This is a genomic window from Pseudoalteromonas sp. 2CM28B (genome assembly GCF_023161935.1).
Map to the genome: position 1 here is coordinate 317,330 of NZ_JALNTH010000003.1, position 24,063 is coordinate 341,392.

19 protein-coding genes are annotated in these 24,063 nt (G+C 39.9%); 4 read left to right on the forward strand and 15 right to left on the reverse strand.

Features of this window, described 5'->3' with window-relative positions:
- Window positions 1-127 precede the first annotated feature (127 nt).
- Genes MTN96_RS06095 through MTN96_RS06105 form a run of 3 tightly spaced genes read right to left on the reverse strand, consistent with a single transcriptional unit; the run spans window position 128 to window position 4,553 of the window.
- Window positions 128-1,321, reverse strand: a complete 1,194-nt coding sequence (locus tag MTN96_RS06095) for an alginate export family protein (RefSeq protein WP_248530962.1) — start codon at window positions 1,319-1,321, stop codon at window positions 128-130.
- Window positions 1,322-1,330: 9 nt separating this feature from the next.
- Entirely contained in the window at window positions 1,331-3,070 is a 1,740-nt protein-coding gene (locus MTN96_RS06100; protein WP_248530963.1) for a bifunctional protein-serine/threonine kinase/phosphatase, read from the reverse strand.
- Window positions 3,071-3,083: 13 nt separating this feature from the next.
- Window positions 3,084-4,553: a NarK family nitrate/nitrite MFS transporter gene (locus MTN96_RS06105; RefSeq protein WP_248530964.1), complete on the reverse strand. Its 1,470-nt coding sequence runs from the start codon at window positions 4,551-4,553 to the stop codon at window positions 3,084-3,086.
- A 286-nt stretch (window positions 4,554-4,839) separates the two neighbouring features.
- On the opposite strand from MTN96_RS06105, the gene MTN96_RS06110 reads away from it, so the two are divergent.
- Window positions 4,840-5,598, forward strand: coding sequence for a molybdopterin-synthase adenylyltransferase MoeB (locus tag MTN96_RS06110; protein WP_248530966.1), 759 nt, complete (start codon window positions 4,840-4,842; stop codon window positions 5,596-5,598).
- A 37-nt stretch (window positions 5,599-5,635) separates the two neighbouring features.
- Here MTN96_RS06110 and MTN96_RS06115 read toward each other — a convergent pair whose 3' ends face one another.
- Genes MTN96_RS06115 through modA form a run of 3 tightly spaced genes read right to left on the reverse strand, consistent with a single transcriptional unit; the run spans window position 5,636 to window position 8,091 of the window.
- Window positions 5,636-6,673, reverse strand: coding sequence for an ATP-binding cassette domain-containing protein (locus MTN96_RS06115; RefSeq protein WP_248530967.1), 1,038 nt, complete (start codon window positions 6,671-6,673; stop codon window positions 5,636-5,638).
- The gene (gene modB, locus MTN96_RS06120) at window positions 6,666-7,352 is read right to left on the reverse strand and encodes a molybdate ABC transporter permease subunit (RefSeq protein ID WP_004587743.1); all 687 of its coding nucleotides are present in this window, start codon (window positions 7,350-7,352) and stop codon (window positions 6,666-6,668) included. The genes MTN96_RS06115 and modB overlap by 8 nt, the downstream gene beginning before the upstream one ends.
- Window positions 7,339-8,091, reverse strand: coding sequence for a molybdate ABC transporter substrate-binding protein (gene modA, locus MTN96_RS06125; protein WP_248530969.1), 753 nt, complete (start codon window positions 8,089-8,091; stop codon window positions 7,339-7,341). Before modA ends, modB begins: the two co-directional genes overlap by 14 nt.
- Window positions 8,092-8,138: 47 nt before the next feature.
- Here modA and glp point away from each other — a divergent pair, with 47 nt between their 5' ends.
- Window positions 8,139-9,353: a gephyrin-like molybdotransferase Glp gene (gene glp, locus MTN96_RS06130; RefSeq protein ID WP_248530971.1), complete on the forward strand. Its 1,215-nt coding sequence runs from the start codon at window positions 8,139-8,141 to the stop codon at window positions 9,351-9,353.
- Between the two features lie 54 nt (window positions 9,354-9,407).
- Here the strand turns inward: glp and MTN96_RS06135 are convergent, their stop codons facing one another.
- From MTN96_RS06135 to MTN96_RS06160, 6 genes are all read right to left on the reverse strand, one after another.
- A complete protein-coding gene (locus MTN96_RS06135; protein WP_096041876.1) occupies window positions 9,408-9,860 on the reverse strand; it encodes a DUF1311 domain-containing protein in 453 nt (150 codons plus the stop codon).
- Between the two features lie 278 nt (window positions 9,861-10,138).
- Window positions 10,139-11,305 (reverse strand): 2-methylaconitate cis-trans isomerase PrpF, encoded by a 1,167-nt coding sequence (prpF, locus tag MTN96_RS06140; protein WP_096041877.1) that lies wholly within the window; start codon window positions 11,303-11,305, stop codon window positions 10,139-10,141.
- A gap of 12 nt (window positions 11,306-11,317) precedes the next feature.
- A complete protein-coding gene (acnD, locus tag MTN96_RS06145) occupies window positions 11,318-13,927 on the reverse strand; it encodes a Fe/S-dependent 2-methylisocitrate dehydratase AcnD (RefSeq protein ID WP_248530972.1) in 2,610 nt (869 codons plus the stop codon).
- Between the two features lie 116 nt (window positions 13,928-14,043).
- A complete protein-coding gene (prpC, locus tag MTN96_RS06150; RefSeq protein ID WP_248530974.1) occupies window positions 14,044-15,171 on the reverse strand; it encodes a 2-methylcitrate synthase in 1,128 nt (375 codons plus the stop codon).
- Between the two features lie 47 nt (window positions 15,172-15,218).
- Complete coding sequence (gene prpB, locus MTN96_RS06155; RefSeq protein WP_055253209.1) at window positions 15,219-16,097, reverse strand: methylisocitrate lyase; 879 nt, start codon at window positions 16,095-16,097, stop codon at window positions 15,219-15,221.
- Window positions 16,098-16,357: 260 nt separating this feature from the next.
- Entirely contained in the window at window positions 16,358-17,044 is a 687-nt protein-coding gene (locus tag MTN96_RS06160; protein WP_024032638.1) for a GntR family transcriptional regulator, read from the reverse strand.
- Between the two features lie 265 nt (window positions 17,045-17,309).
- Here MTN96_RS06160 and rsmF point away from each other — a divergent pair, with 265 nt between their 5' ends.
- The gene (gene rsmF, locus MTN96_RS06165) at window positions 17,310-18,761 is read left to right on the forward strand and encodes a 16S rRNA (cytosine(1407)-C(5))-methyltransferase RsmF (RefSeq protein ID WP_248530975.1); all 1,452 of its coding nucleotides are present in this window, start codon (window positions 17,310-17,312) and stop codon (window positions 18,759-18,761) included.
- A gap of 463 nt (window positions 18,762-19,224) precedes the next feature.
- Entirely contained in the window at window positions 19,225-20,313 is a 1,089-nt protein-coding gene (locus MTN96_RS06170; RefSeq protein WP_096739739.1) for an acyltransferase, read from the forward strand.
- Between the two features lie 101 nt (window positions 20,314-20,414).
- On the opposite strand, the gene MTN96_RS06175 is transcribed toward MTN96_RS06170, so the two are convergent.
- The 3 genes from MTN96_RS06175 to MTN96_RS06185 are packed head-to-tail and all read right to left on the reverse strand — an operon-like array spanning window position 20,415 to window position 24,058.
- Window positions 20,415-21,110, reverse strand: a complete 696-nt coding sequence (locus MTN96_RS06175; RefSeq protein ID WP_096739740.1) for a VpsP family polysaccharide biosynthesis protein — start codon at window positions 21,108-21,110, stop codon at window positions 20,415-20,417.
- Window positions 21,103-21,831, reverse strand: a complete 729-nt coding sequence (locus MTN96_RS06180; protein WP_096739741.1) for a tyrosine-protein phosphatase — start codon at window positions 21,829-21,831, stop codon at window positions 21,103-21,105. The genes MTN96_RS06175 and MTN96_RS06180 overlap by 8 nt, the downstream gene beginning before the upstream one ends.
- A 13-nt stretch (window positions 21,832-21,844) precedes the next feature.
- Window positions 21,845-24,058 (reverse strand): polysaccharide biosynthesis tyrosine autokinase, encoded by a 2,214-nt coding sequence (locus MTN96_RS06185; RefSeq protein WP_096739742.1) that lies wholly within the window; start codon window positions 24,056-24,058, stop codon window positions 21,845-21,847.
- Window positions 24,059-24,063: the final 5 nt, after the last annotated feature.

Genomic DNA, 24,063 nt, shown 5'->3' on the forward strand with positions numbered 1-24,063 from the left:
TAAACAATATATTTCAACAGCTTAACTAATTTAATACAGTAAAAAAGAAGTGAAAGCACCACAAGCTGGCGCTATTGCACCAACTTGTAACGCTTTAAATTAAATAACGAGGGTTTAGGTTAAATACTTAAAATTTAGCGCTTACCCATACCCACAGTTTTTGGGTATCAACTTTGCCTGCAGCGCTATCGCCTGCTGAATAATCGGCATATTTTGCGCCTACAGCATAGGTTTTATTAATAGGCTTTACGTATTGTACGTTTAGCTCTGTGCCTAAATCATCAACGCCATTGGCGCTATCGTTGGCATCAAAGCTGTGATACGCCAACAGCCATTTACCGCCGTAAGCTTTACCATTTAAATTTACATAAGTGTCATCAAGCCCTTGTGCTGGGGTTGCTAAAAACGTATCGGCCCAGCCATTAAATTTATGCATTGTGGCAAGCGGCGTGGCAAAACCATAATCGCCGTTATCAGAACCCAGTGACTCAATACCAGCTTTTAATGTAACGGCTTCAATACCTAAACCGCCTAAATCTATCCCCCCTTCAAATGCATAGTAATCAGCGTTAAAATCACTCATGCTCGTTGATGCTGATTGCATGGCGTACTGTGCTTTATAGTAAAATTTAATCTCGCTGAGCGTTTTATTACCATTAAAAGAAACACCATAAGTATCTAAGCTGTCATTATCTATTGCATCGTCACTTAATAAATAGCTGTATAAAACCACCTTACCTAGGCTTGTTTTAAAGCTTGCATTGATAAGATGATCGGATGCATCAATATCTTTGCTATCGGCAAATATACGGTTGCGCTTACTTATGTAGCTATAGTCCAAGTTAATATCATTAAAGGTGTAATTTACTGTTGCAGCATCAAAGGTTTGCCTGTCTTGCCTAAATCCAACGTGGCCTACAAAACGCTGTCCATCAAGCGCTATTACTTGCCTACCTACTTTAATTGATAAAGCATCTTTTGCGTATTTAACAAAAGCCTGATCTACCTCTGTGGTTTCAGGGTCGGCTATTACTGAGTAATTTGTATTTTTACCCAGCGTATTGTTGTAATCGTCTACACCTAATAGGCTTCGGCTATCTTCGACCTCTAATAAAGCAGAAAAGCCATTCACTTCATCGGTTTTATGAGTAAGGCGTGTACGCAGCGTTAAGCTACTGGCATCTTTTAGTGCGTTATCTTGCTCTGCACTTTCATAACGCAGCCTAAAATTAAGGTCGGTTTGCGCTGCAACACTAATTGAAGGCGCAGCAATGCTCCCTATCATTAAAATAATAGGTAAGTTATTTTTATAATTTAACATGTTGGTCTCTTAGTTTTTAATTATGAGCACGCACAATAAAATGATAAATAAACACAGCGAAATGCTCTTCCAGAGTAATACTGGATCGCGTTTCATTATTGAAATTTTGTTGGCTGAGCTCTGTAAATGTGGATTAGGTTTACTAATATCTGTTAAAAACTCAGAAAATGCGTGGTATCTGAGCGCTGGTTTTGGCGCAAGTGCTTTCATTAAAGCCTGATCTAACCAAAAGGGTATATCGGCTCGGTACTTGCGAATACTTGTGTATTGCCAGTGGCTGTAATCAATAGGGGTATGACTTGCCGGTAATGTTTTATAAGGCAGCTTCGAGCACAATAACTCATAAGCAATCACCCCAAGCGAAAACATATCGCTTTTAAAATCGGCGTGCAGCGAAATAAGTGTTTCAGGAGCCGTATAATCTATAGTCCCTTGTGGGCAGTCATCGGCTATTTGCTTAACCGACTCATCCATAGCCGCAACACTTACAGTACCGTAATCAATTAACGTAACTTTACCGTGAGCATCTATCATCACGTTATCGAGCTTTAAATCACGATGTACCATATCTAATCGCTGAAATGCCCTTAGCGCATGCACTATTTGCTCTACAATACTGCGCACTTGAGCTATTTCTAAATAAGGGACGTCGTGCTTATAGTCACTGAGGGTTTGTCCGTCCATGTACTCGCAAATATGATATAAAAAACGGCTTTGCGATTGTGTATTTAAAACCTTCATTACATTAGGATGATTAATACGTTGCCCTACCCACCCTTCGCGTATAAAGCCTTGAAGGTAGTGTATATCGTCTTCAAAATTAACCGAAGGTGCCTTTAAAACAACGGGAGGTGCATCAGGTGCTTGCTGTACCAAATAAATGTGCGATCGGCTGCTTTCGTTGATTTTACGAATAACCGTATAACCATCAATTATTTGGCCAACTTCTAATGCGGGTGGTATTTTGCGCTGCGTTAACGATTGATAAAGCTCATCTAGATTTTGCTGCGCAATGCTATTTACCTTCACTAATAAACAACTCACATTATCATCACTGCCTTGTGCTATAGCGCGTGAGGTAATGGCCTTTGCTGCCTGCTCTAAGTTGTTATGGGCGTTTATTTCGTTGGCAATTTCACTATAGGGCAATACATCATGCACACCATCGCAAGTCAGTATGTAAATATCACCGGCTTTTAGGTCAACTTCGTAAACATCAATTTCTTGATGTGACTGCGCGCCTAAAGCACGAGTGAGCGTATCATTTACTTTATGATCCCGCGTTATCGCTTCCATTTGATTATCGCGTAAACGCGTAATGCGAGTATCGCCTAAATGAAATATATACCCCGTAGCTGATTTTAATATAAGCGCCGTAAAGGTGGTCATCCAATCTGCTTGGCGTTGCCCTAAGTGGTTATAGTTGACTGATTGCGAATATAACCACTGATTTAAGCTAGCTAAAACCTTAGAAACCGATTTTTTGACCGCCCAGCTGTCGGGTGTATTTAAATACTCATTTATAAAATGAGTAACACTGAGCTGCGATGCTTGTTTGGCATTTTTAGCCGATGAACACCCATCTGCTAAGCACGCAATAGCGCCTTTTGTTTCTTGTTGTTCGTGCTCAGTATTTAAAGCAGCAAACGCATCTTGATTTTCATCTTTTATGCCCGCGGCACTGTGCCCACCAAAAGAAACATCTAGCGTATTATTACGAACTTGAGCGTGTTGGGTTTCATCAAACATGGTTAACGCTGCCTTAAGTCACTGAAATAAGTTCAACAGAGCCATCTTCGTTTACTTCTGTCATGTGCCCATCTGGCTCTTTCATGAAAAATAACGCCCCTAAACCTAACAATGCACTGGCAGCAATGATCATAAAGAAAGTTTGGTAATCCACTAATGAGAGCGCCGTTAAATACACCACCGCGCCAACGTTACCGTAAGCGCCTGTCATACCTGCAATTTGCCCTGTTAAGCGGCGTTTAATAAGTGGCACAGCAGCAAAAACCGCTCCCTCACCAGCTTGCACAAAGAACGAACACGCCATGGCAGCTGCTACAGCAAGCCAAAGTGGCCAGCTAGCGTCAACTAAGCCCATAACAAAGTAGCCAACAGCTAACCCTGAGGTAAGGACAATAAGTGTTTTACGACGACCCATTCTATCTGAGATCCAACCACCACCTGGGCGCGAGGCTAAATTCATAAACGCATAAGCAGAGGCCAGTAAACCTGCGTACACCATATCGAGGCCAAATACTTCCATGAAAAATAATGGCAGCATAGATACAACGGCCAGCTCTGAGCCAAAGGTGGTAAAATATAAAATATTAAGTACAGCTACTTGTTTAAATTCGTAGCGGTGTGATTCTGGCACGGGTTGTTTAAAGATATGTCCGTTTATATCAAAGGTTTTATATACCTCGTAGGCGTATAACAGCACTAAAAATGCATAAACGGCTAAAACAAAATTGGCAGAAATTAAATTAGCGCCTGTAGGAGACAACTTCCACGTAAGTAAAGCCAGTGCGCCATACATAGGTAATTTCATAATAAGCAATAATACAAAGTCACTTTTGCTGGTTACTTCCATTGCGCCTACTTTTTTAGGCTTAAAGTACGTCCCCCCTTTTGGTGTATCGGTTACGTTTATGTACCAAATAACACCAAAAATAACGCTAAGTACGCCCGTTAAACCAACGGCATAGCGCCAGCCATCGTCACCGCCAAACATAAGCGCTAATACAGGTAGTAACATGGCAGCGGCAGCCGAGCCAAAATTACCCCAGCCACCATAAATACCTTCTGCTGTACCAAGCTCATTAGCTGGGAACCACTCGCTCACCATACGAATGCCCACTACAAAGCCTGCACCAATAAAGCCTAGTGCAAAACGCGCGATAGCGGCTTGCTCAAACGTGGTGGCCATAGCAAACATAAAACACGGTATGCTACATAAAATAAGTAAAGCGGCATAAACAATACGCGGGCCAAACTTATCTGTCAGCATGCCAACAACAACACGCGCGGGAATGGTTAAGGCCACATTTAAAATGAGAAGCGTTTTTACCTGTGCCATAGTTATACCTAGCGAGCCCGCTATTGCCCCTAATAATGGAGCATGGTTAAACCATACAAAAAAAGAGATAAAAAACACCATCCAGCTTAAATGTAGTATTTTCATTTTTCCGCTAAACGATATGAGATTAAACCCAGAACTCGGTTGCATGTTTTTTTCCTTGTAACGATTATTATTTTAAGCAGTGAGTACGACTTTGGTAGTAATAACACTGCGATGATTGTTAAATTAACGTTAACCGCTTTCAGCAATTACTAAGCCAACAATTAATAGGTAGGTTTTTCAGTTACTTATATTTTTGGGAATTAATATTTATTTCGCTTTGCACTATTTAAGCAGCTTTGTTGGGCGTAAACAGTGCAAAGAATTTTTAAGCTTTACTTGCTCTAGGTTTTAACTAATTGGTATTGTTAAAAAAAATTATGAGAACTCATTAATGCAAAAACCCCCTTTAACGTATCAGCAGCAATTACGCTATTCTCGCCATATTATGCTTCCTCAGCTAGATATAGATGGACAAGAAAAAATATGGCAAAGTCATGCTCTTATTGTGGGGTTAGGTGGATTAGGTTGCCCAGTTGCGCAGTACTTAGCGGCATCGGGCGTAGGTACTTTAACGCTTGTAGATAGCGATGTGGTTGATGCAACTAACTTGCAAAGGCAGGTGCTCTATAAACAAAGTGATGTTGGGTGCTTAAAAACCCACAGTGCAAAAAAACAGTTAACTCAGTTAAATGATGAAATAGAGATCCACACTATTGATGAATTTTTAAATGAAAATTCGCGCCTTGAACAATTACTTAGCAAAGTAGATGTAGTTATTGACTGCACTGATAACTTAGCAACACGTAATTTGCTCAACAGCGCCTGCTATAACACCCGTACGCCCTTGGTTTCGGGCTCTGCCATAAGGTTAGAGGGACAAGTAGCCTGCTTTACAATGGCGCCTAATAGCCATTGCTACGGGTGTGTGTCACAGCTCTTTGGCGAACAAACTCAAAGCTGTTCAGAGTCAGGCGTGCTCTCTCCTATTGTAGGGCTTATTGGCAGTATTCAAGCGACTGAAGCACTTAAAATTATTGCAGGACTGCCTAGTAAACTCACCGAGCAGCTATTACTTGTAGATGGTTTGAGTATGGAGTTTAACCGTTTTAACATTGTTAAAAATAAGCACTGCCCTGTTTGCAGTGCTTAATTTAGTACACTGTAAATACATGACTGCTTTTAAAAGCCTAATTTAGCGTTTCTAGGTTATTTATTGTCAAGTAAATCTGCTCGCCTAGGCTTACAGCACTTTGCTGCCATTGCCTTTTAGACACCACGCAATACAGTAATTGCGTATCTACGTTAACAGTTAGCAGCCATTGCTCATCAAGCTGCTGGGCATTTTCAAGCATACCTTTTAGCACGTTTGCACTGCTCTCGTTAATTGGTTTTACTTTGTTGTAGGTTATTTGGCTGCTTTCTATAATTAACTTATGGTTTTGCTTTACCAACGAAGGCACTGCATATAAATGCTGTTGGCTATTACTAAGAGTAAGCTGGTAAAGACCAAAAGCATCATTAAATTCAGGCTTACTATAACTAAGTATACTGAGTGGCGTTTGGCTCTTATTTGTATAAATACTTTGCACCACTTCTTGTGTTGCACCGCACTGGAGCACGTTGCCTTTCGCTATATGAAGTAATGTATCGCTGCAATAAAGTAGCTCTTTTAAAGAGTGGCTAACAATAATAAATTTAATGCCATGGGATTTATTAAGTTGTTGAACAGCCCCCAACATAGTAAAACGCGTTGACCAATCTAAGGCGCTAAATGGCTCATCAAGTAAAACAACAGATTGCCCACTTAGTAGTGTTCTTGCAAAAATTACGCGCTGGCTCTCCCCACCCGAAAGCCCCGACACATCACGATTTAGTAATGGGTTTAGTGCTAATAAATCAATTACCTGATCAGGCGTTAGGTTATTACTTTTATTTTTACAATGCTTGTGAGTAAACAGTAAATTACCCATCACATTTAAATGTGGAAATAACGGGCACGACTGCAGCTGTAAGGTAAGTAGGCGTTTATCGGGCTTTAAATGGGTAATATTATGATTATTTATACACACATTTTGCGCCGTAGTAAGCCCTGCTATCGCCTGTAATAAGCTCGATTTACCCGAGCCCGAAGGGCCAAACACCCCTAAAATATTAAATTGATTTATAGCTAAATCAACATGTAATTCAAAATCGTCCAAACGTTGATGGCATTGTATTTTAAGCACGATTAGCAGCTCCGTTTATCACGGTTTTATTAAATTTAAACAACAACACTAAACACGCAAACGAGATTGCTAGTAATACCAACGACAATTGGTGCGCTGCCCCATAATTAAGCGACTCTACATGGTCGTACAACGCAATAGACACCACTTGAGTTTCGCCTTGTATATTGCCACCAATCATTAGCACTAAACCAAATTCTCCCAATGTATGGGCAAAGCCCAGTGCAAAGGCACTGCCTATGCTTGGCTTTAATAGCGGTAACGTTAAATACATAAAACGCTTAAATGGACTTATTCCTAAGGCAATAGCAGCTTGATTATAAGTAGTATTTATTTGTTTAAAGCCCGCTAGTAACGGCTGCATCACAAAAGGGAGAGAGTAAAATAACGAACCAATAACCACCCCTTGAAAACTAAACGCGAGCTGCGTACCCGTGAGCCAAAACCAAAACTGGCCAAATGCATGAGTAGGTGAAAACAATACCAATAAATAAAAGCCCATTAGCGTAGGCGGCAGCACCAAAGGCATTGCTATAAGTGCTTCTAATATAGGCTTTAACTTACCTTTATAACTGGCTAGCTGCCATGCAAGCGGAATGCATATAATCAACAAAATAGCAGCCGTTATAAAGGCAAGTTTAATTGTAAGCCACAGCGCTGTTACATCACTTGCTAACATCACTTTCCTTTGCTTTATAGCCAAGCTCTAATAATGTTTTTGCGGTTGAGGGGTCATTTAAAAAAACCATAAACTTTTTAGCTGCCGTTAAATGCTTAGTAGCGCTTAAGATAACGCCTTGCTGCGTTATTTCAGGGTATTTTTCAGGTTCGATAAGCGTGTAATTTAAATATTTTTTATTTTTAGTTTTGCGATACGCCGACTTTAACGTAGATAGCGCGACCAAGCCTTTAGAGGCATTGCCTGTTTCTACAAATTGAAACGCATGGGTAATATTATTTGCATACACAAATTCATACGGTGTTTTTATATAATTTTTAGCATAATGCGCCGATGATTGCCCATATGGCGAAAACCTTGGATTAGCAATGGCTAATTTATTATTAATAACTGAGTTGCTTGGCTGCCACAGCGCTAATAAACCTATCGCATAGGTGGTTAAGCTATTTTTAAGGGCAAAGCCGTCTTTGATCAGTGCGTGTGGGCGTGCAGCGTCGGCTGATAAAAAAATATCGTACGGTGCACCGTGCATAATTTGTGAGTGTAATACGCCGCTAGAAGCAGCTGATATTTTAATATTAATATTTTTCAAGGCTGGGTTAGTTACCAGCGTTTGCAGCACAGGTTTAAAATTGCTCGCAACGGCTATGTGCAGCGTTTCTTTTGCGTTAAGAGGATTGCTAAATACCACTAACAGTAATAACAAATAACCACACCATGTATTGTAAAGCTTTAACATTATAAGTATTGTTTTAAAAATCAGACACATTATAAAAAACAATATATATGAACGATGTATGCAATGCACCTGGTTTATTACCAGTAGAAACCGCAATTAGTAACATGCTAAGCGCTATTAACTTTAATAAAGCAGCAGAAACTATTTCAATAATGCACAGTGTTGGCCGTGTTTTAGCAAACGATATTAAATCCAATATAAATGTGCCTACTCACGATAATTCGGCAATGGATGGCTATGCACTTTGCCTAAGCGAAGGGCTAACAACTTATCAGCAAGTAGGCAGTGTATTTGCTGGGCAAACCTTTAAAAATATCTTAACACCTGGGCAATGCGTTAGAATTATGACCGGCGCTGCCCTGCCCCCTGGCGCTAATGCGGTAGTTATGCAAGAAAACGCCAGCGTAGATAACGATAAAATAACATTTACAGGTCATATTGAGCTCAATAATAATGTGCGCTTTGCAGGTGAAGACATTGCAAAAAATAGTGTTGTTTTTAAAGCGGGCAGAAAACTAAAAGCGGTAGATGTAGGCTTACTTGCCTCTATTGGTATTAACCAAGTAAGTGTATATGAAACACTTAAGGTCGCGGTATTTTCTACAGGGGATGAACTTATAGAGCCTGGCAATGCACTTCCTGCAGGTACTATTTATGAAAGTAATCGCGCTGTTATATTAAGCGAGCTTAATGATAACAATATAGAAGTGATTGATTTTGGAATAATTCCCGATGATAAAACGCTCATTAAAAACACGTTTTTAAAAGCAAACGAGCAAGCCGATGCCGTAATAAGCTCTGGTGGTGTATCGGTTGGCGAAGCCGATTTTACTAAAGAAGTATTAAATGAAATTGGCGATATTCATTTTTGGAAAATTGCCATGAAGCCGGGCAAACCCTTTGCTTTTGGTAAATTACCTAACAGCTACTTTTTTGGTTTACCAGGTAACCCCGTATCGGCAGCCGTTACGCTTGAGCGACTTGTAAAGCCAGCCCTTACAAAGCTTTCAGGAAATGAACATACTGCTAAGTTACGTTTAAAAGCAACCACCACAGCGCTGATTAAAAAGCGCCCCGGCCGTACCGACTTTCAACGTGGTATTGCCAGTACCGACGAAAACAATAACCTACTGGTAACGCCTATAAATAAGCAAGGTTCGGGGGTACTCTCATCGCTTAGCCACGCTAACTGCCTTATTGTGGTGCCCGCCGAAAGTGGCAATATTGCAAAAGACGAAACCGTAGAAATAGAGTTTTTGTAAAGCTAAAAATGCTACAGCTAACTTTATAATATAGCTGTAGCACTGCTGTTACTCTTAAAATATTTTAATATTGAGTGTTTGAATTAAACAATTTAGCTTTTCGCTACGTCCTACAAAATCTGCTTCGCTAAGTTTTTTAACACACTTTAGCGCATTTTTAGTCGCAAAGTATCTATCATAACTGAGGCTTCGCTCGCATTTTACGCTATACGTTGAAGGCCAACTCCCACCGGCACCAGTTGCTATGCCAACAACATTACATGTTGCATCTATATAGTGCTCCCATGCTTTTATTTGCGCTTTAACTGCATCTACTTGGTAGTCGTCATTTAGTTGCGGGTAGATTTCATTCATCATTTTACTGATTTTAATTTTGTATCTGTTGCCCTCTAAATTATAAATATTGCCTGTGTGCATTGCACCGCCTTCTGGCCAGCCATCTGCGCTTTCTCCAAGTGCACCAAACGATGAAACTGTAAAAGCTAACCCAATAACCATTTTATTCATTTTAAATCCCTTTATTTTTTTGAAACTAAGTCCTTAAATTAAAAATAAGAGCTTATTCATATTTTACAAAAATAATAAATAGATTAAAAACATTATGTTTTAGCTTTGCTAATTAATTTGAACTCTGGCTAAGATATTTACTAACATATTGAATCATGGTGATATTTAAATTTATTTTCTCTAACCAGAAATTTTAAGTAAATCCAACGCAGTTAGCGCTTAAAATGGCTGATAGAGATAGGTTTATTATCCAGAATTCAGGTTAATTTTGTTAAATACTATTGAGGTACTCTTACAACGCCCTCCATAAGCACACGAGCACTGCGGCTCATACTTGCTTTGGTAACTTGCCAATCTCCAGCTATTTTTTTAGCTTCTGCGCCTACCTTTAGCGTGCCAGAGGGGTGGCCAAAGTTAACTTCGTTCAATGTCCCGCCACCTGCGGCCACATTAACAAGCGTACCTTCAATAGCGGCGGCTGCGCCAATAGCGACTGCGGCTGTGCCCATCATAGCGTGATGAAGCTTGCCCATAGACATAGCACGTACTAATAAATCAATTGTTGTAGCTTCAATAAACTTACCACTTGACGCGTTATAATCTAATGGCGCTGCCACAAAGGCTACTTTAGGTGTATGTTGGCGTGTTTGCGCCTCGTTAATATTAGCTATTAACCCCATTTTGACTGCGCCATAGGCACGAATAGTTTCAAGCTTTTTAAGTGCGTCAGTATCGTTATTAATATCGCTTTGCAGCTCAGTGCCACTATAGCCAATCTCCGCAGCATTAATAAATACAGTAGGAATACCCGCGTTTATCATGGTGGCTTTTAAAGTACCAACACCTGGTACTTCTAAGTCATCTACTACATTGCCTGTAGGGAATAACGCCCCTTCACCATCGGCGGGGCTTAAAAACTCTAGCTTTACCTCGGCAGCAGCAAAGGTCACGCCATCAAGTTCAAAATCGCCAGTTTCTTGCACTTCGCCATTGGTGATAGGCACATGAACTAAAATGCTTTTTTTAATATTAGCCTGCCATACACGCACCACGGCTACACCGTTATCGGGTACTGTGCTTTTATCAACTAAGCCGTTCGTTATAGCAAACGCACCTACTGCGCTGGTTAAATTACCGCAATTGCCGCTCCAATCTATAAAAGGTTTATCTATTGCCACTTGGCCAAATAAATAATCCACATCGTGGTTAGGTTGCTCGCTTTTACTTAAAATAACCGTTTTACTAGTACTTGATGTTGCTCCGCCCATACCATCGGTTTGTTTGCCATATGGGTCGGGGCTACCAATTATGCGTAACAGTAAATTGTCGCGCGCCTCACCTGCCACTTGGGCAGGTTTGGGTAAGTCGGTTAACTTAAAAAATACACCTTTACTGGTGCCGCCGCGCATATAAGTTGCTGGCACTTTAATTTGTGGTTTAAACATAATGCACGCCCCTTATGCTGATTGCGTAGCTTCTAAAAAGTCTTGCGCAAAGCGCTGTAATACACCACCAGCGGCATAAATAGAAAGTTCTTCTTGGGTATCCAATCTGCATTTCATAGGTACTGTTAGTATCTCACCGTTTTTACGTGTAATCACTAAATCAAGCGTTGCACCTGGTGTTGGCTCGCCTTTTACATCAAAGCTTTCGCTGCCATCAATGTTAAGCGTTTTGCGGGTAGTGCCTGGTTTAAACTCAAGCGGTAATACACCCATGCCAATTAAGTTAGTACGGTGAATACGCTCAAAGCCCTCTGCAGCTATAACCTCAACGCCTGCAAGCCTTACCCCTTTTGCAGCCCAATCACGCGATGAGCCTTGCCCATAATCGGCACCGGCTACAATAATGAGTGGTTGTTTACGCTGCATATAAGCTTCGATTGCTTCCCACATACGGGTATTGGTACCTTGTGGCTCTAATCGTGCGTATGAACCTTGTTTAACTTCGCCGTTTTCATCACGCACCATTTCGTTTAACAATTTAGGGTTTGCAAATGTAGCGCGCTGCGCTGTTAAGTGATCGCCTCGGTGCGTTGCGTACGAGTTAAAATCCTCTTCAGGAACATTCATTTTAGTTAAGTATTCACCCGCGGCACTGCTTGCCATAATAGCGTTTGAAGGCGATAAATGATCCGTTGTAATGTTATCGCCAAGTACAGCAAGGGCGCGCATGCCGGTCATGGTGCGCTCACCTGCAAGGGCGCCTTCCCAGTATGGCGGGCGGCGAATATAGGTACTTTGCTCGCGCCAATTGTATAGCGGGTCGTTGTCTTCACCGTAATCTACGGTTAAATCGAACATAGGTTCGTACACTTTTTTAAATTGCTCTGGCTTTACGCTTTGTTTTATTACTTCATCTATTTCTTCATCACTTGGCCATAAGTCTTTTAGCGTTATGTCGTTACCATTTTGATCTTTCCCTAGTACACCTTTTTCAATATCAAATCGAATAGTACCGGCAATAGCGTAAGCCACCACTAATGGCGGTGACGCTAAAAACGCTTGCTTAGCATACGGATGTATACGCCCATCAAAGTTACGGTTGCCCGAAAGTACCGCTGTTGCGTATAAGTCGCGATCTATCACTTCTTGTTGAATTACAGGGTCAAGCGCGCCACTCATGCCGTTACAGGTAGTGCAAGCAAAACCCACAATACCAAAGCCAAGTTTTTCAAGTTCAGGGAGTAATTTTGCTTCTTCTAGGTATGATTGCACCGCTTTTGAACCCGGTGCTAATGACGTTTTAACCCAGGGTTTACGCATTAAACCTTTGGCATTTGCATTACGCGCAAGTAAGCCGGCAGCAATTACGTTGCGCGGATTACTGGTGTTAGTACAACTGGTAATAGCAGCAATAATACACGCGCCATCTGGCATTAAGCCTTCTTCGTTTTCAACAACGCCAGATATACCTTCTTTTGCTAAATCGCTCGTGGATACACGACGATGTGGGTTTGAAGGCCCAGCAATATTGCGTCCAACGCTTGATAAATCAAATTTAAGCACCCGCTCATATTTTGCGGTTTTTAAACTATCACTCCAAAGGCCTGCCGTTTTAGCGTAGTTTTCTACAAGCGCTATTTGCTCTTCATCACGCCCTGTTAAACGCAAATAATCGATTGTTTTATCGTCTATATAAAACATAGCTGCAGTGGCACCAAATTCAGGCGTCATGTTTGAAATAGTTGCTCTGTCGCCAAGGGTTAGTGCATCAGCGCCTTCGCCGTAAAATTCTAAATAGGTCGATACAACACGCTGAGCGCGTAAAAATTCGGTAATAGCCAGCACTATGTCGGTTGCAGTAATGCCAGGCTGGCGAGTGCCTGTAAGCTCAACACCTACTATATCAGGCAGGCGCATGTACGAGGCGCGGCCAAGCATTACGCTTTCGGCTTCAAGCCCACCAACACCTACAGCAATTACGCCAAGTGCATCCACATGCGGGGTGTGGCTGTCGGTACCAACTAAGGTATCGGGGAATGCAATGCCATCGCGGTTTTGAATAACAGGCGACATTTTTTCAAGGTTAATTTGATGCATAATGCCGTTACCAGGCGGAATAACATCAATATTTTTAAAAGCGGTTTTAGTCCAGTTTATAAAATGAAAACGGTCATCGTTACGTCTATCTTCTATTGCACGGTTTTTTTCAAATGCGTCAGGATCAAAGCCTGCATGCTCTACCGCTAAAGAGTGATCAACAATTAGCTGGGTAGGCACAACCGGGTTTACTTTTGCCGGATCACCACCTTTTGCGGCTATTGCGTCGCGCAGGCCTGCTAAATCAACTAAAGCAGTTTGGCCTAAAATATCGTGGCACACTACGCGCGCCGGGTACCACGGAAAGTCTAAATCTTGCTTACACTCAATAAGCTGATTAAGCGCATCGGTTAGCATATCTGGCTCACAGCGGCGCACTAAGTTTTCGGCCAGTACGCGTGATGTGTAAGGCAATGTGGCATAAGCACCAGGCTTTATTGCATCAACGGCTTCTTGCGTGTCGTAGTAATCCACATTTGAGCCGGGCAATGGTTTTCGGTATTGGGTGTTATTAATTATGGTCATAATATCTATTCGCTAATAGGTGACGGGAAATAAAAGGCAAGAGGTGAGCATATTGCTCACCCTATACCAATCCGCTTAATTAAGTATTATTACGGATTGGTATTATGTGTAACTAATTAGCCTCTTGATTCAATTGGCGTGTAGCTGCGCGCCTCTGGTCCTGTGTAATCTGCACTTGGGCGAATAATACGGTTATTAGCACGCTGCTCTTTAACATGTGCCGTCCAACCTGTAACACGGCTCATCACAAATATTGGCGTAAATAACTTAGTTGGGATCCCCATAAAGTGGTACGCCGATGCATGGAAAAAATCAGCATTACAAAACAGTTTTTTCTCGCGCCACATAACTTCTTCACACCTAACCGACACAGGGTAAAGCACATCATCGCCCACCTCTTTAGCTAGTTTTTCAGAGAACTTTTTAATGATAACGTTACGTGGGTCTGACTCACGGTAAATAGCGTGTCCAAAGCCCATTATTTTATCTTTGCGCTCTAGCATACCCATGATTTCTTGTTCGGCGTGATCTGCACTTGTAAAGCCCTGAATCATATCCATAGCGGCTTCGTTTGCACCACCATGCAGTGGCCCACGTAGCGTACCAATAGCGCCCGTTACACAAGAATGAATATCAGAAAGCGTTGATGCACACACACGCCCCGTAAAGGTAGAGGCATTAAATTCATGCTCTGCGTACAAAATTAGCGACACATTCATTACTTGCGCAAAAAGCTCGCTCGGTGCTTTGTCGTGTAAGAGGGTTAAAAAGTGCGCGCCTACTGAGTCGTCATCAGTTTGGGTTTCAATGCGAACGCCATCGTGTGTAAAGCGGTACCAATAACAAATAATGCTTGGGAAGAGCGCAACCATGCGGTCAATCGCATCGTTTGCTTGGCTAAAATCAAGTTCCATTTCTAGGTTACCCAGCATAGAGCAACCGGTACGCATAACATCCATTGGGTGCGCGTCTTTAGGAATATTTTCAAGTACGGTTTTTAGTGCATCTGGCAGGCCGCGTAAGCTTTTTAATTTAGCTTTATACTCGGCTAGTTCATTGGCTGTTGGTAGTTCGCCGCGTGAAAGTAAAAAAGACACTTCTTCAAACTGTGCTTTTTCGGCAAGTTCGCTAATATCGTACCCACAATACGTTAAACCTGAGCCTGTTTGCCCTACTGTACATAATGCGGTTTGCCCTGCAACATGCCCGCGTAAACCTGCTCCGCCTAATGCTTTATCTACCATGATTTTCTCCTATCTAAATTTGTGTGTGTTATCTATTTTAATAATTATTATTTGTCAGATTTTGATGAAAAAAGGTTATCGAGTGTGTTTTCGTATGTGTGGTAATCTAAAAATTCGTAAAGCTCAGCGCGTGTTTGCATGTTCTCAATTTCGCTTTGCTGCGAACCTTCATTTAAAATGGCAGAGTACACATTAAGCGCGGCTTTATTCATTGCTCTAAACGCACTAAGTGGATAAAGCACCATTTCTACACCTACTTCACTTAACTGCTCTTTGGTGTAAATAGGCGTTTGGCCAAACTCTGTAATATTAGCTAAAATTGGTACATTAATCGCCTTTGCAAATGCTTGGTAATCGGCAAGGTCGTGCACGGCTTCTGCAAAAATAGCGTCAGCGCCCGCTTCTACACAGGCAGCTGCGCGGTCAATCGCGGCGCTTAAACCTTCTTTTTGAAACGCATCGGTACGCGCCATAATGTAAAAATCACTATCGGTTTTTGCATCAACCGCGGCTTTAATACGGTCAACCATTTCACCTTGGCTTACAATTTCTTTATTAGGACGATGACCGCAACGCTTTTGCGCTACTTGGTCTTCAATATGAAAACCCGCCGCGCCTGCTTTGGTCATTTCTTTAACGGTACGCGCAATATTAAACGCCCCGCCCCAGCCTGTATCGGCATCTACCAGTAGTGGTAAATCGCTGGCACCAGTAATACGCCGAATATCTTCAAGTACATTATCAAGGCTGGTCATGCCTAAATCGGGCATACCGTAAGAGGCGTTCGCAACACCTGCACCTGAGAGATAAATAGCTTGGTGGCCCATTTTTTCAGCCATCATGGCTGTGTAGGCATTAATAGTACCCACCACTTGTAATGGGCGGTTATTCGCAATGGCCTGTTTAAATTTCAATCCTGCTGACATTATTTTCTCCTCACTTTGAACGGTTGCTACATGGAGTAACTTATATTTTTAATCTTACATTGTGACTGTTTAACTGTTATTAGCTTTAGCTTTTAGAAGTTTTTGTTTATGACAAATACCAATCTGTATGTGTATAAGGTCTATTTAACGCTAAGAAAATCGTTCTGTAACTAGGCAATAATTTTTATGTTTAGTGGTTCTAAATAAAAAATTCTTAACGACGTTATAGAGCGATTTAATCAGTTAAATTTTTCGAATACTCATATTGATTGGTACACATCAAATTTGGTTTGAATATTTGCTTGCGATGCACTGATGTGTCGTTTCATCAGCATTTCGGCAAGTTCACCATCGTGGTTTTCTATCGCGTTAATAATAGCTAAGTGCTCGTCAAACGCTTTTGATACGCGCGGACCTACCATGCCCATTTGTACACGGTACATACGTATTAATTGGTAAAGCTCGTTACATAACAAATGGATTAAATGGGCGTTTTTACTGCCTTTAATAATGCGATAGTGAAAGTCTAAATCGCCCGCTTCTTGATAGTACGACTCCCCCTCTTTAACACGCTGCGTTTGCAAATGCTGATTAAGTAATTGCTTTAAGCCTTTAACTTCGTCAGCTGCCATATTGTCGGCAGCAAGCCTACATGCTAAGCCTTCAAGCGAGCTGCGTACTTGGTATACTTCAATTAAACGCTCTGCGGTTAGCGCCACTACTCGGCAACCTACATTGGCTTTACGCTCCACTAAGTAACAGCTTTCTAAGCGATTAAGCGCTTCTCTAAGCGTCGCACGGCTTACACCGTAGCGCTTTGCAAGCTCAGGCTCCGATATTTTGCTACCCTGCTGTATGCTGCCTTCTACTATTTCACGGCGCATATCAACAAACACTTGATCAGATGCTGTAGTAATAGGTGTATCGTTTAAAAAAGGTTGCGTCATGGCTTTATAAATAAATTGTCGACAATTGATGGGTTAACTATGTGCTTAATAAAAAAACATGTCAACCCCACCTAAGGTAAAAATGAGTAAAAAACACACTCATTGTCGACACTTTTAATCTAAAGTCGTATAAAATTGCTTTAAGATTAAACTAAAAACACAATGTGTCGACACACTAATAAATTATAAAGCCGCTATTTAACACTGAAATAGTGCGTTAAAAGTGCTAATATCGCGCTTTATTTTTTAATGTACGAGCCAACGCGTGAACGCCAACACTTTTATTCCTGAGCATTTTATTGACGACGTAAAAACCTATTTACCTGCGCACCTCAATTTAGACGACTTTATAAACGCGTGCCGTCGCCCTCTCAGAAAATCTATTCGTGTAAATACATTAAAAATTAGCGTTGCTGAATTTAAACACCGTGCAGAGCAAAAAAACTGGCAACTTACACCCATACCTTGGTGTAGTGAGGGTTTTTGGCTAGAACGCCCAAGCGATGAAGAGCAAAACTTAGCATTAGGCAATACCGACTTACATTTAAGCGGCGCTATGTACGTGCAAGAGGCAAGCTCAATGCTGCCGCCTATGGCACTAAAACAAAGTATTGAAAACTTAGATTTACAAGATAACTATGTGCTTGATATGGCATCAGCGCCTGGCTCTAAAACTTCGCAACTTGCCGCAATAATGAATAACCAAGGCGTACTTGTTGCCAACGAACTTTCGTCATCACGCTTAAAAGTCCTTAGCGCTACGCTTAAACGTATGGGCATTGGTAACTGTGCGCTTTCGCATTTTGATGGCGTCATATTTGGTAACTATATGTTTGAATGCTTTGATAGCATTTTGCTTGATGCACCCTGCTCTGGCGAAGGTACAGTGCGTAAAGACGCCGATGCACTTAAAAACTGGTCAATAGAATCAAATATAGAAATTGCTCAAGTTCAAAAAGATTTAATTAAAAGCGCTTTTTACGCATTAAAACCAGGCGGTACGCTGGTGTATTCAACCTGTACGCTTACCCCGCTCGAAAACCAACAAGTATGCAACTACCTACTGAATGAATTTGGCGACTACATTGAGCCGCAATCGCTAAGTGATTTATTTAAAGGGGCAGAAAAAGCCACAACCGCCGAGGGCTATTTACATGTGTGGCCGCAAACATTCGACAGTGAAGGCTTTTTTATCGCTAAGTTTAAAAAACTCGCAAGCTGCAATAACCCAACCCAAACAGTAAAAAAAGGCGCGTTTCCATTTAACGAGTTTGATAAAAAACAAACCAGTTCTTTTATGAGCGAGCTTAAAAAACAGTTTGGCTTAAAAACGCTGCCAGGTAAGTTAATGCAGCGCGATAAAGAACTGTGGTTATTTCCTGATGGGTTTGAAGCCGTTCAAAACAAAATAAAATACGCACGTTTAGGTATTCAACTAGGAATTATTCATAAAAACGGCGTAAGACTAACTCACGAGTTTGCTACCGTATTTGGTAATGAATGCAAAAGCAATACGTATGCTTTAACAAACGAGCAAGCAAACGACTACTTTAATGGTAAAGATATACGCCTAGAAGACGTTACAAAAGCCAGCGGCGAAGTAGTACTAACCTTATGTGGCTGCCCGATAGGACTAGGTAAATGGCAAAAGAATAAGATCAAAAATTCTTTGCCACGCGATCTTGTGCAAAATACCCAGTTAATAAGCTGGGCATAAAGCACTCAATACAAAGGGTAACCTGTGCACAATATTATTAAGTCTTTGTTATCATTTATGGTTAATAAACAAACAAAATTTAGAGTTTTGAAAATTAGTTAACTACACTTAAAGGTACTTTCTTCTTCTCCCTAAGAATTGCGAAAGTGTATTTAGTTAGCGCAAGGCTCAACTAAGAGCCATTTGTAGCCCAGAGCTGATGACAATGGCTCTGGGCGTTTTCTCAAGAGTGGCTTACTTAGTTTAATATTAATCATAGGCCCTCTTGATTGATTCAACCTAACCTACTCCCTTCAAGAAGTTAACCCGACCTTAATTAATCATTGTTAAGTATTGACTTATAATTTAGAAATATTTTCAATATGCTTAGAGATAAGTTTTATATAATCTTTTTAAAATTAGTTATATAGTAACTTTAAATAGTGTTTTATTCCGTAGGCGGATCACTTTAAAGGACTAAGTTTTGAAAAAAAGATTTGAAGCACTTGATTCATTTAGGGGCATTTGTGCAATCTCAGTCGTGATTTTTCACATGCACTTTGTTAACTCAATAACTGAATTGGATTTTTTTAGAGGTAGTGCAATATTTGTAGAGTTCTTTTTTATTTTAAGTGGCTTTGTTTTGGCACATGGGTACGGCGAAAAGAAAGATCTAAATTTTAACGCATTCATTAAAGCCCGTTTTTTTCGCATATATCCACTACATATATTTATGTTAGCTATATTTATCCTTCTAGAGCTTGGGAAGTTATTTGCCTATAAACTAGGAGGAATTTCATTTAATAATTTACCTTTTACAAATGACACATCAGTTGAACAAATTCTCCCTAACCTACTACTGATACACTCTTGGACTCCTTTTAGTGACCCTCTAAGCTTTAACTACCCATCATGGAGTATAAGTATAGAATTCTATAGTTATGTTTTGCTCTTTTTTACTATAGCCTTTTTTAAAACCAGTAAGTCCATTGTTTGGTTCTGTATATCAGCTATCGCTTTCAGCCTTATATATTTTAAATCGGATATATTAGTAGAGAGTGTTTTGAAAGGGTTATCTTGCTTTTTTGGTGGTACTGTAATTTATTTACTTTTCAAAAAATCTTCACATTTTAAATTCCCCCCTGCATTAGCTACAGTAATAGAACTATTACTCTTATTTCTGATAGTCCAAGTCGTGATTGTTAACTTTAAATATAAATCCTTAATTGCTCCAATACTATTCTTATTAACTGTATTATTTTTTGCATATGAAGCAGGCTTACTATCAAAGTTTTTAAAACTTAATGCTTTTCAAACTATAGGCAAGCTATCTTACTCAATATATATGACCCATGCGGCAATATTATTCATTTTGACTTCGATAGGTATAATTATTCAAAAAATAACAGGGATAAATGTAGCGCCAACTATAAGCTCACAACGGTACTTAGATTTTGGAGGGGCTGAAATTAACAATGTATTTATTTTACTTACATTGACTGTAATTATTTATATTTCAAAAATAACTTACAATACCATAGAAAAAAAAGGCCTAGCTTTAAATAAAAAGTAATTTTTATAATACAAAATAATATCTTAGACACAGTTCTATATGATTTTAGAAATTAATAACTATTGTTAAAATTGAAAAACTTATCTTGAAATTATTAGTACTCATTTACAATACATTTCAAATGTGGAACTTTTTCTCACAGATTTCAATTCACTTCCAAACTGTAGTGACATACACAATAATGTTACTTTATTAATTTGGTTCGCAATATCAAAAACTTTATCGAGCTTCTCATCATATTGCGCAGCTAAATTTAGCTCATTTATATATTGAGCTTTGAAATTAGGAGGAAGTTGAGGCCAATTAATTAATGCTATTTGAATGATGCCTGATCTTACTTCAAACTTATAAGGGCCCGTTTTTTTAGCTTGATCTATATACCTTAATACTCGCTGAGAAAGCCCTTCTTGACTACTGACTACTTTTGCAAGTTCAATCCACGTTTCAGACCAAGCTTGTCTATTTTGAAGTGAAGTTAAAAGCGCGTGTTCAATATCATTGAAAGAATATGACATATCCTCACTTTTCATATCCTTTAAAGTCAATCCAAGCATTTTTACATAAGCGCTGAGGTGCCAATAATGTGCCTGAGTAGGCTCAAGCTTTAAAGCTAAAGTAATTGCATCATCAGCAAACTTTAGCTCTGCAGGAGTCATTAATGCTTTAGACTGCTTTAGAGTATTGACAGCCTTAAAATACCACACATTAGCACGCATGCTATTTACGCTCTCAATGCTAATAACAAGTATTATAATACCAAGGAGAAAAATATTAACTAACTGCTTGGTCTTAGCCATTAAACAACGTGCTCGTTAAGTGTTTTGGATTATTTACGAATAAATCTTCCGCTTTCTCCTCACTCAATAAGTGTTTCACTATTTTTTTTGCATTGCTTAATAAGGGTGGACGTCTTTTGATTGAGTGTGCATCGGATGCTATATAACGTACTAAGTTATTTTCGAGCATATTAATACTAATCGCTTTTGCACTTTCGCCCCAGGCCCCCTCTAAACTTGAAGCGGTTAATTGAAAGTCGCATCCTAATTGATTTAATCGCTCAATATAAAATGGGTTTGCTTGAATCTCTCTATTGCGCTCTGGGTGAGGAATAATGACTTTAATACCTTGCTTTGCAAGCCAATTAATAAACTTATCATAACCTTGCGGTACATGTGAATGAGGTAGTTCCAATAATATATAATTATCAGAACCAAGAGAGCCAATAAACGGTAGCTTATTTGATAAAACCAATGCCATTAGCTCAATATCAAGCCTAACCTCTGCAGCAACTGCCAGCTGCATTTTGATACCTGCTGCCAAAGCCCCTGCCTTTAATTTTGCAATATCAGTATAAAGGTGGGAAACCGAATTATCAAAACGCCCAATATGAATATGCGGTGTGGCCACCATGTGCGTTATGCCGTCATCTTGAGCCACTTTCAAAAGAGCTAAAGACTCTTGTAAATCTTTAGCGCCGTCATCTAGACCAGGCAAAATATGTGAATGAATATCAAACATACGCGATCACCTACTAAGAACTTGATTGAGCTGGCTTTTGCGAATAATCGTAATAATCGTAATACCCATGGCTGTGCTCATCTTTTCTTTTACTAATATCAACTTGGTTTAATACTATTCCAGCAACATGGGCCTTAGCTTCAAATAAACGCTCAACCCCAGCCTTAATTGGTTTGATGCGTGTAACATCAGATTTAACAACGTAAATAACGGAGTCAGAACTTTTAGCAATTACTAAAGCATCACTTACCGCTTGTGTTGGTGGAGTATCAATTATTATGTGGTCATATTTTGTTTTTAATACCTCAAGCACTTCATTAAAACGTTGGCTAGATAAAAGCTCAAGCGGATTAGCTGGAATTTGTCCGCTCGGCATAATAGCCACACCAGACTGCCCATCTACATGTACACACTCGCTAAAATGCTCTGTACCTACTATTAAGTTACTCAAGCCGGGGTGGAATACAGGGATATCAAAGCGCTTCGCGATACTTGGTTTACGTAAATCCGCATCAATCAATAACACTTTACCCATCTGCGCTAATGACATTGCTAAATTAGCTGAGGTCGTGGTTTTACCTTCACCGGGAGTGCTTGACGTGATTGCAATTACTTTAAGTTCACGATCAAGCTGAGTTAACAGTAAGCTTGTACGAAAAGTACGAACTGATTCAGCAAAAAGTCTGTATTTTTCATCTAAATATGCATGAATAGGAAAAGTACTTTTCCTAGGTGTTTTCACATGAGGTAGTAAGCCTAACATGCGCTGAGCAATTTTATCTTCTACATCACTTTTTGTTTTTACAGTATCGTTTAACGCATCAAATACAAAACTCATTACAGCAGCAAAACAAAAGCTACCAACAAAAGATAAAATAATAATTAATTTTTTATTCGGTTTTGATGGACTGTTCGGAGCGTATGCTTTATCTGTAAAGCGAGCGGCAGCCGAGCTAAAATCGCTTGTAACTTCAGTTTCTTTCGAACGAGATAAAAACGTGTTAAATATATTGCGGTTAGTCTCTACCTCACGTTTTAATTGATTATATTTTGTTTCTTTACGAGTGATGTCTTGGTATTCAGCGCGTATTTTTATCAAATCACGCTCAAGTGCGCTTACTGTACGCGTTATACGATTGAGTTCCTTTTCAATACCAGTAACAAGCCCTTTAATTTGCTTATTGAGGTTACTCTTAACGGTAGCAAGTTCTGCTTTTGCGGAGATTATTTTAGGGTGCTTTGGCCCATACACTTCACCTAATTCACTTAGCTTTCTCTCAACAATAACAACGTCTCGTTTTACATTTTGTATGACTTGGTGCGAAGTAATTTCAGGCATACTTCCTAATAACTCTAAATTATTATTGCCATATTCACTAATTACTCGATTGATACTTTGTAAATTATTTTTTTCATTACGAGCAACTATTAATTGCTGTGATATTTGTTCTAGCTCTTGTGTTGCAAGCCCAGCTATACCTTCAATATCCACTAGCTCTTGCTGCTCACGGTAAGCTTGCAGACGTACTTCAGAGTCATCTAACTGAATACGTAATTGAGATAATCGGGTGTTCAACCAACTGGAAGCCTGCTGTGTGATTCCCATTTTAGCTCGCATTTGACTATCTATATACACTTGCCCAACAGTATTGGCCACCAGTGCTGCTAACTTAGGGTCGCTCGATTCAAAGCTGACACGTACCAACTGTGTATTTCGAATTGGAGATACTGACAAGCGTGATTTAAAAGCCCCTAATAAGCTTAGCATTTCACGTTCGGCTTGCTCATCAGACGAGTAAATAGTGGCTTCTTTTTTATTAATGGGTAAATATGGTTTTAACTCTTGTTTTATTAGTGTCTTTAATTGATTGAAAGCGCTAGGCTTAGCTATAAAGTCTGGATGGCTTTTTAACTCAAGCTTGCGGATAACTTCGCGAGCGATACTATCTGACTTTATTACTTCAAATTGTGTGAGGTAGTATTCTTTTTGATTAGAGTCGAGTCCATATATTTCTTCAAAGCTAACTGCCTTAGCTTGTTCAGCCTCAATAAGTAGCGTAGCTGTTGCAATATATTTTGGTACTAAAGTGAAAGTTATCATGATCGTGAGCAAAGTAATCACACTAGCAAAACTCATAATGCGCCATTTTGCACGCATAACGACTTTTAAATAGGAGCCTAAATCAATAATATCTTCATTATTATTTTTTTCATTTATTTCGTTCATTCATT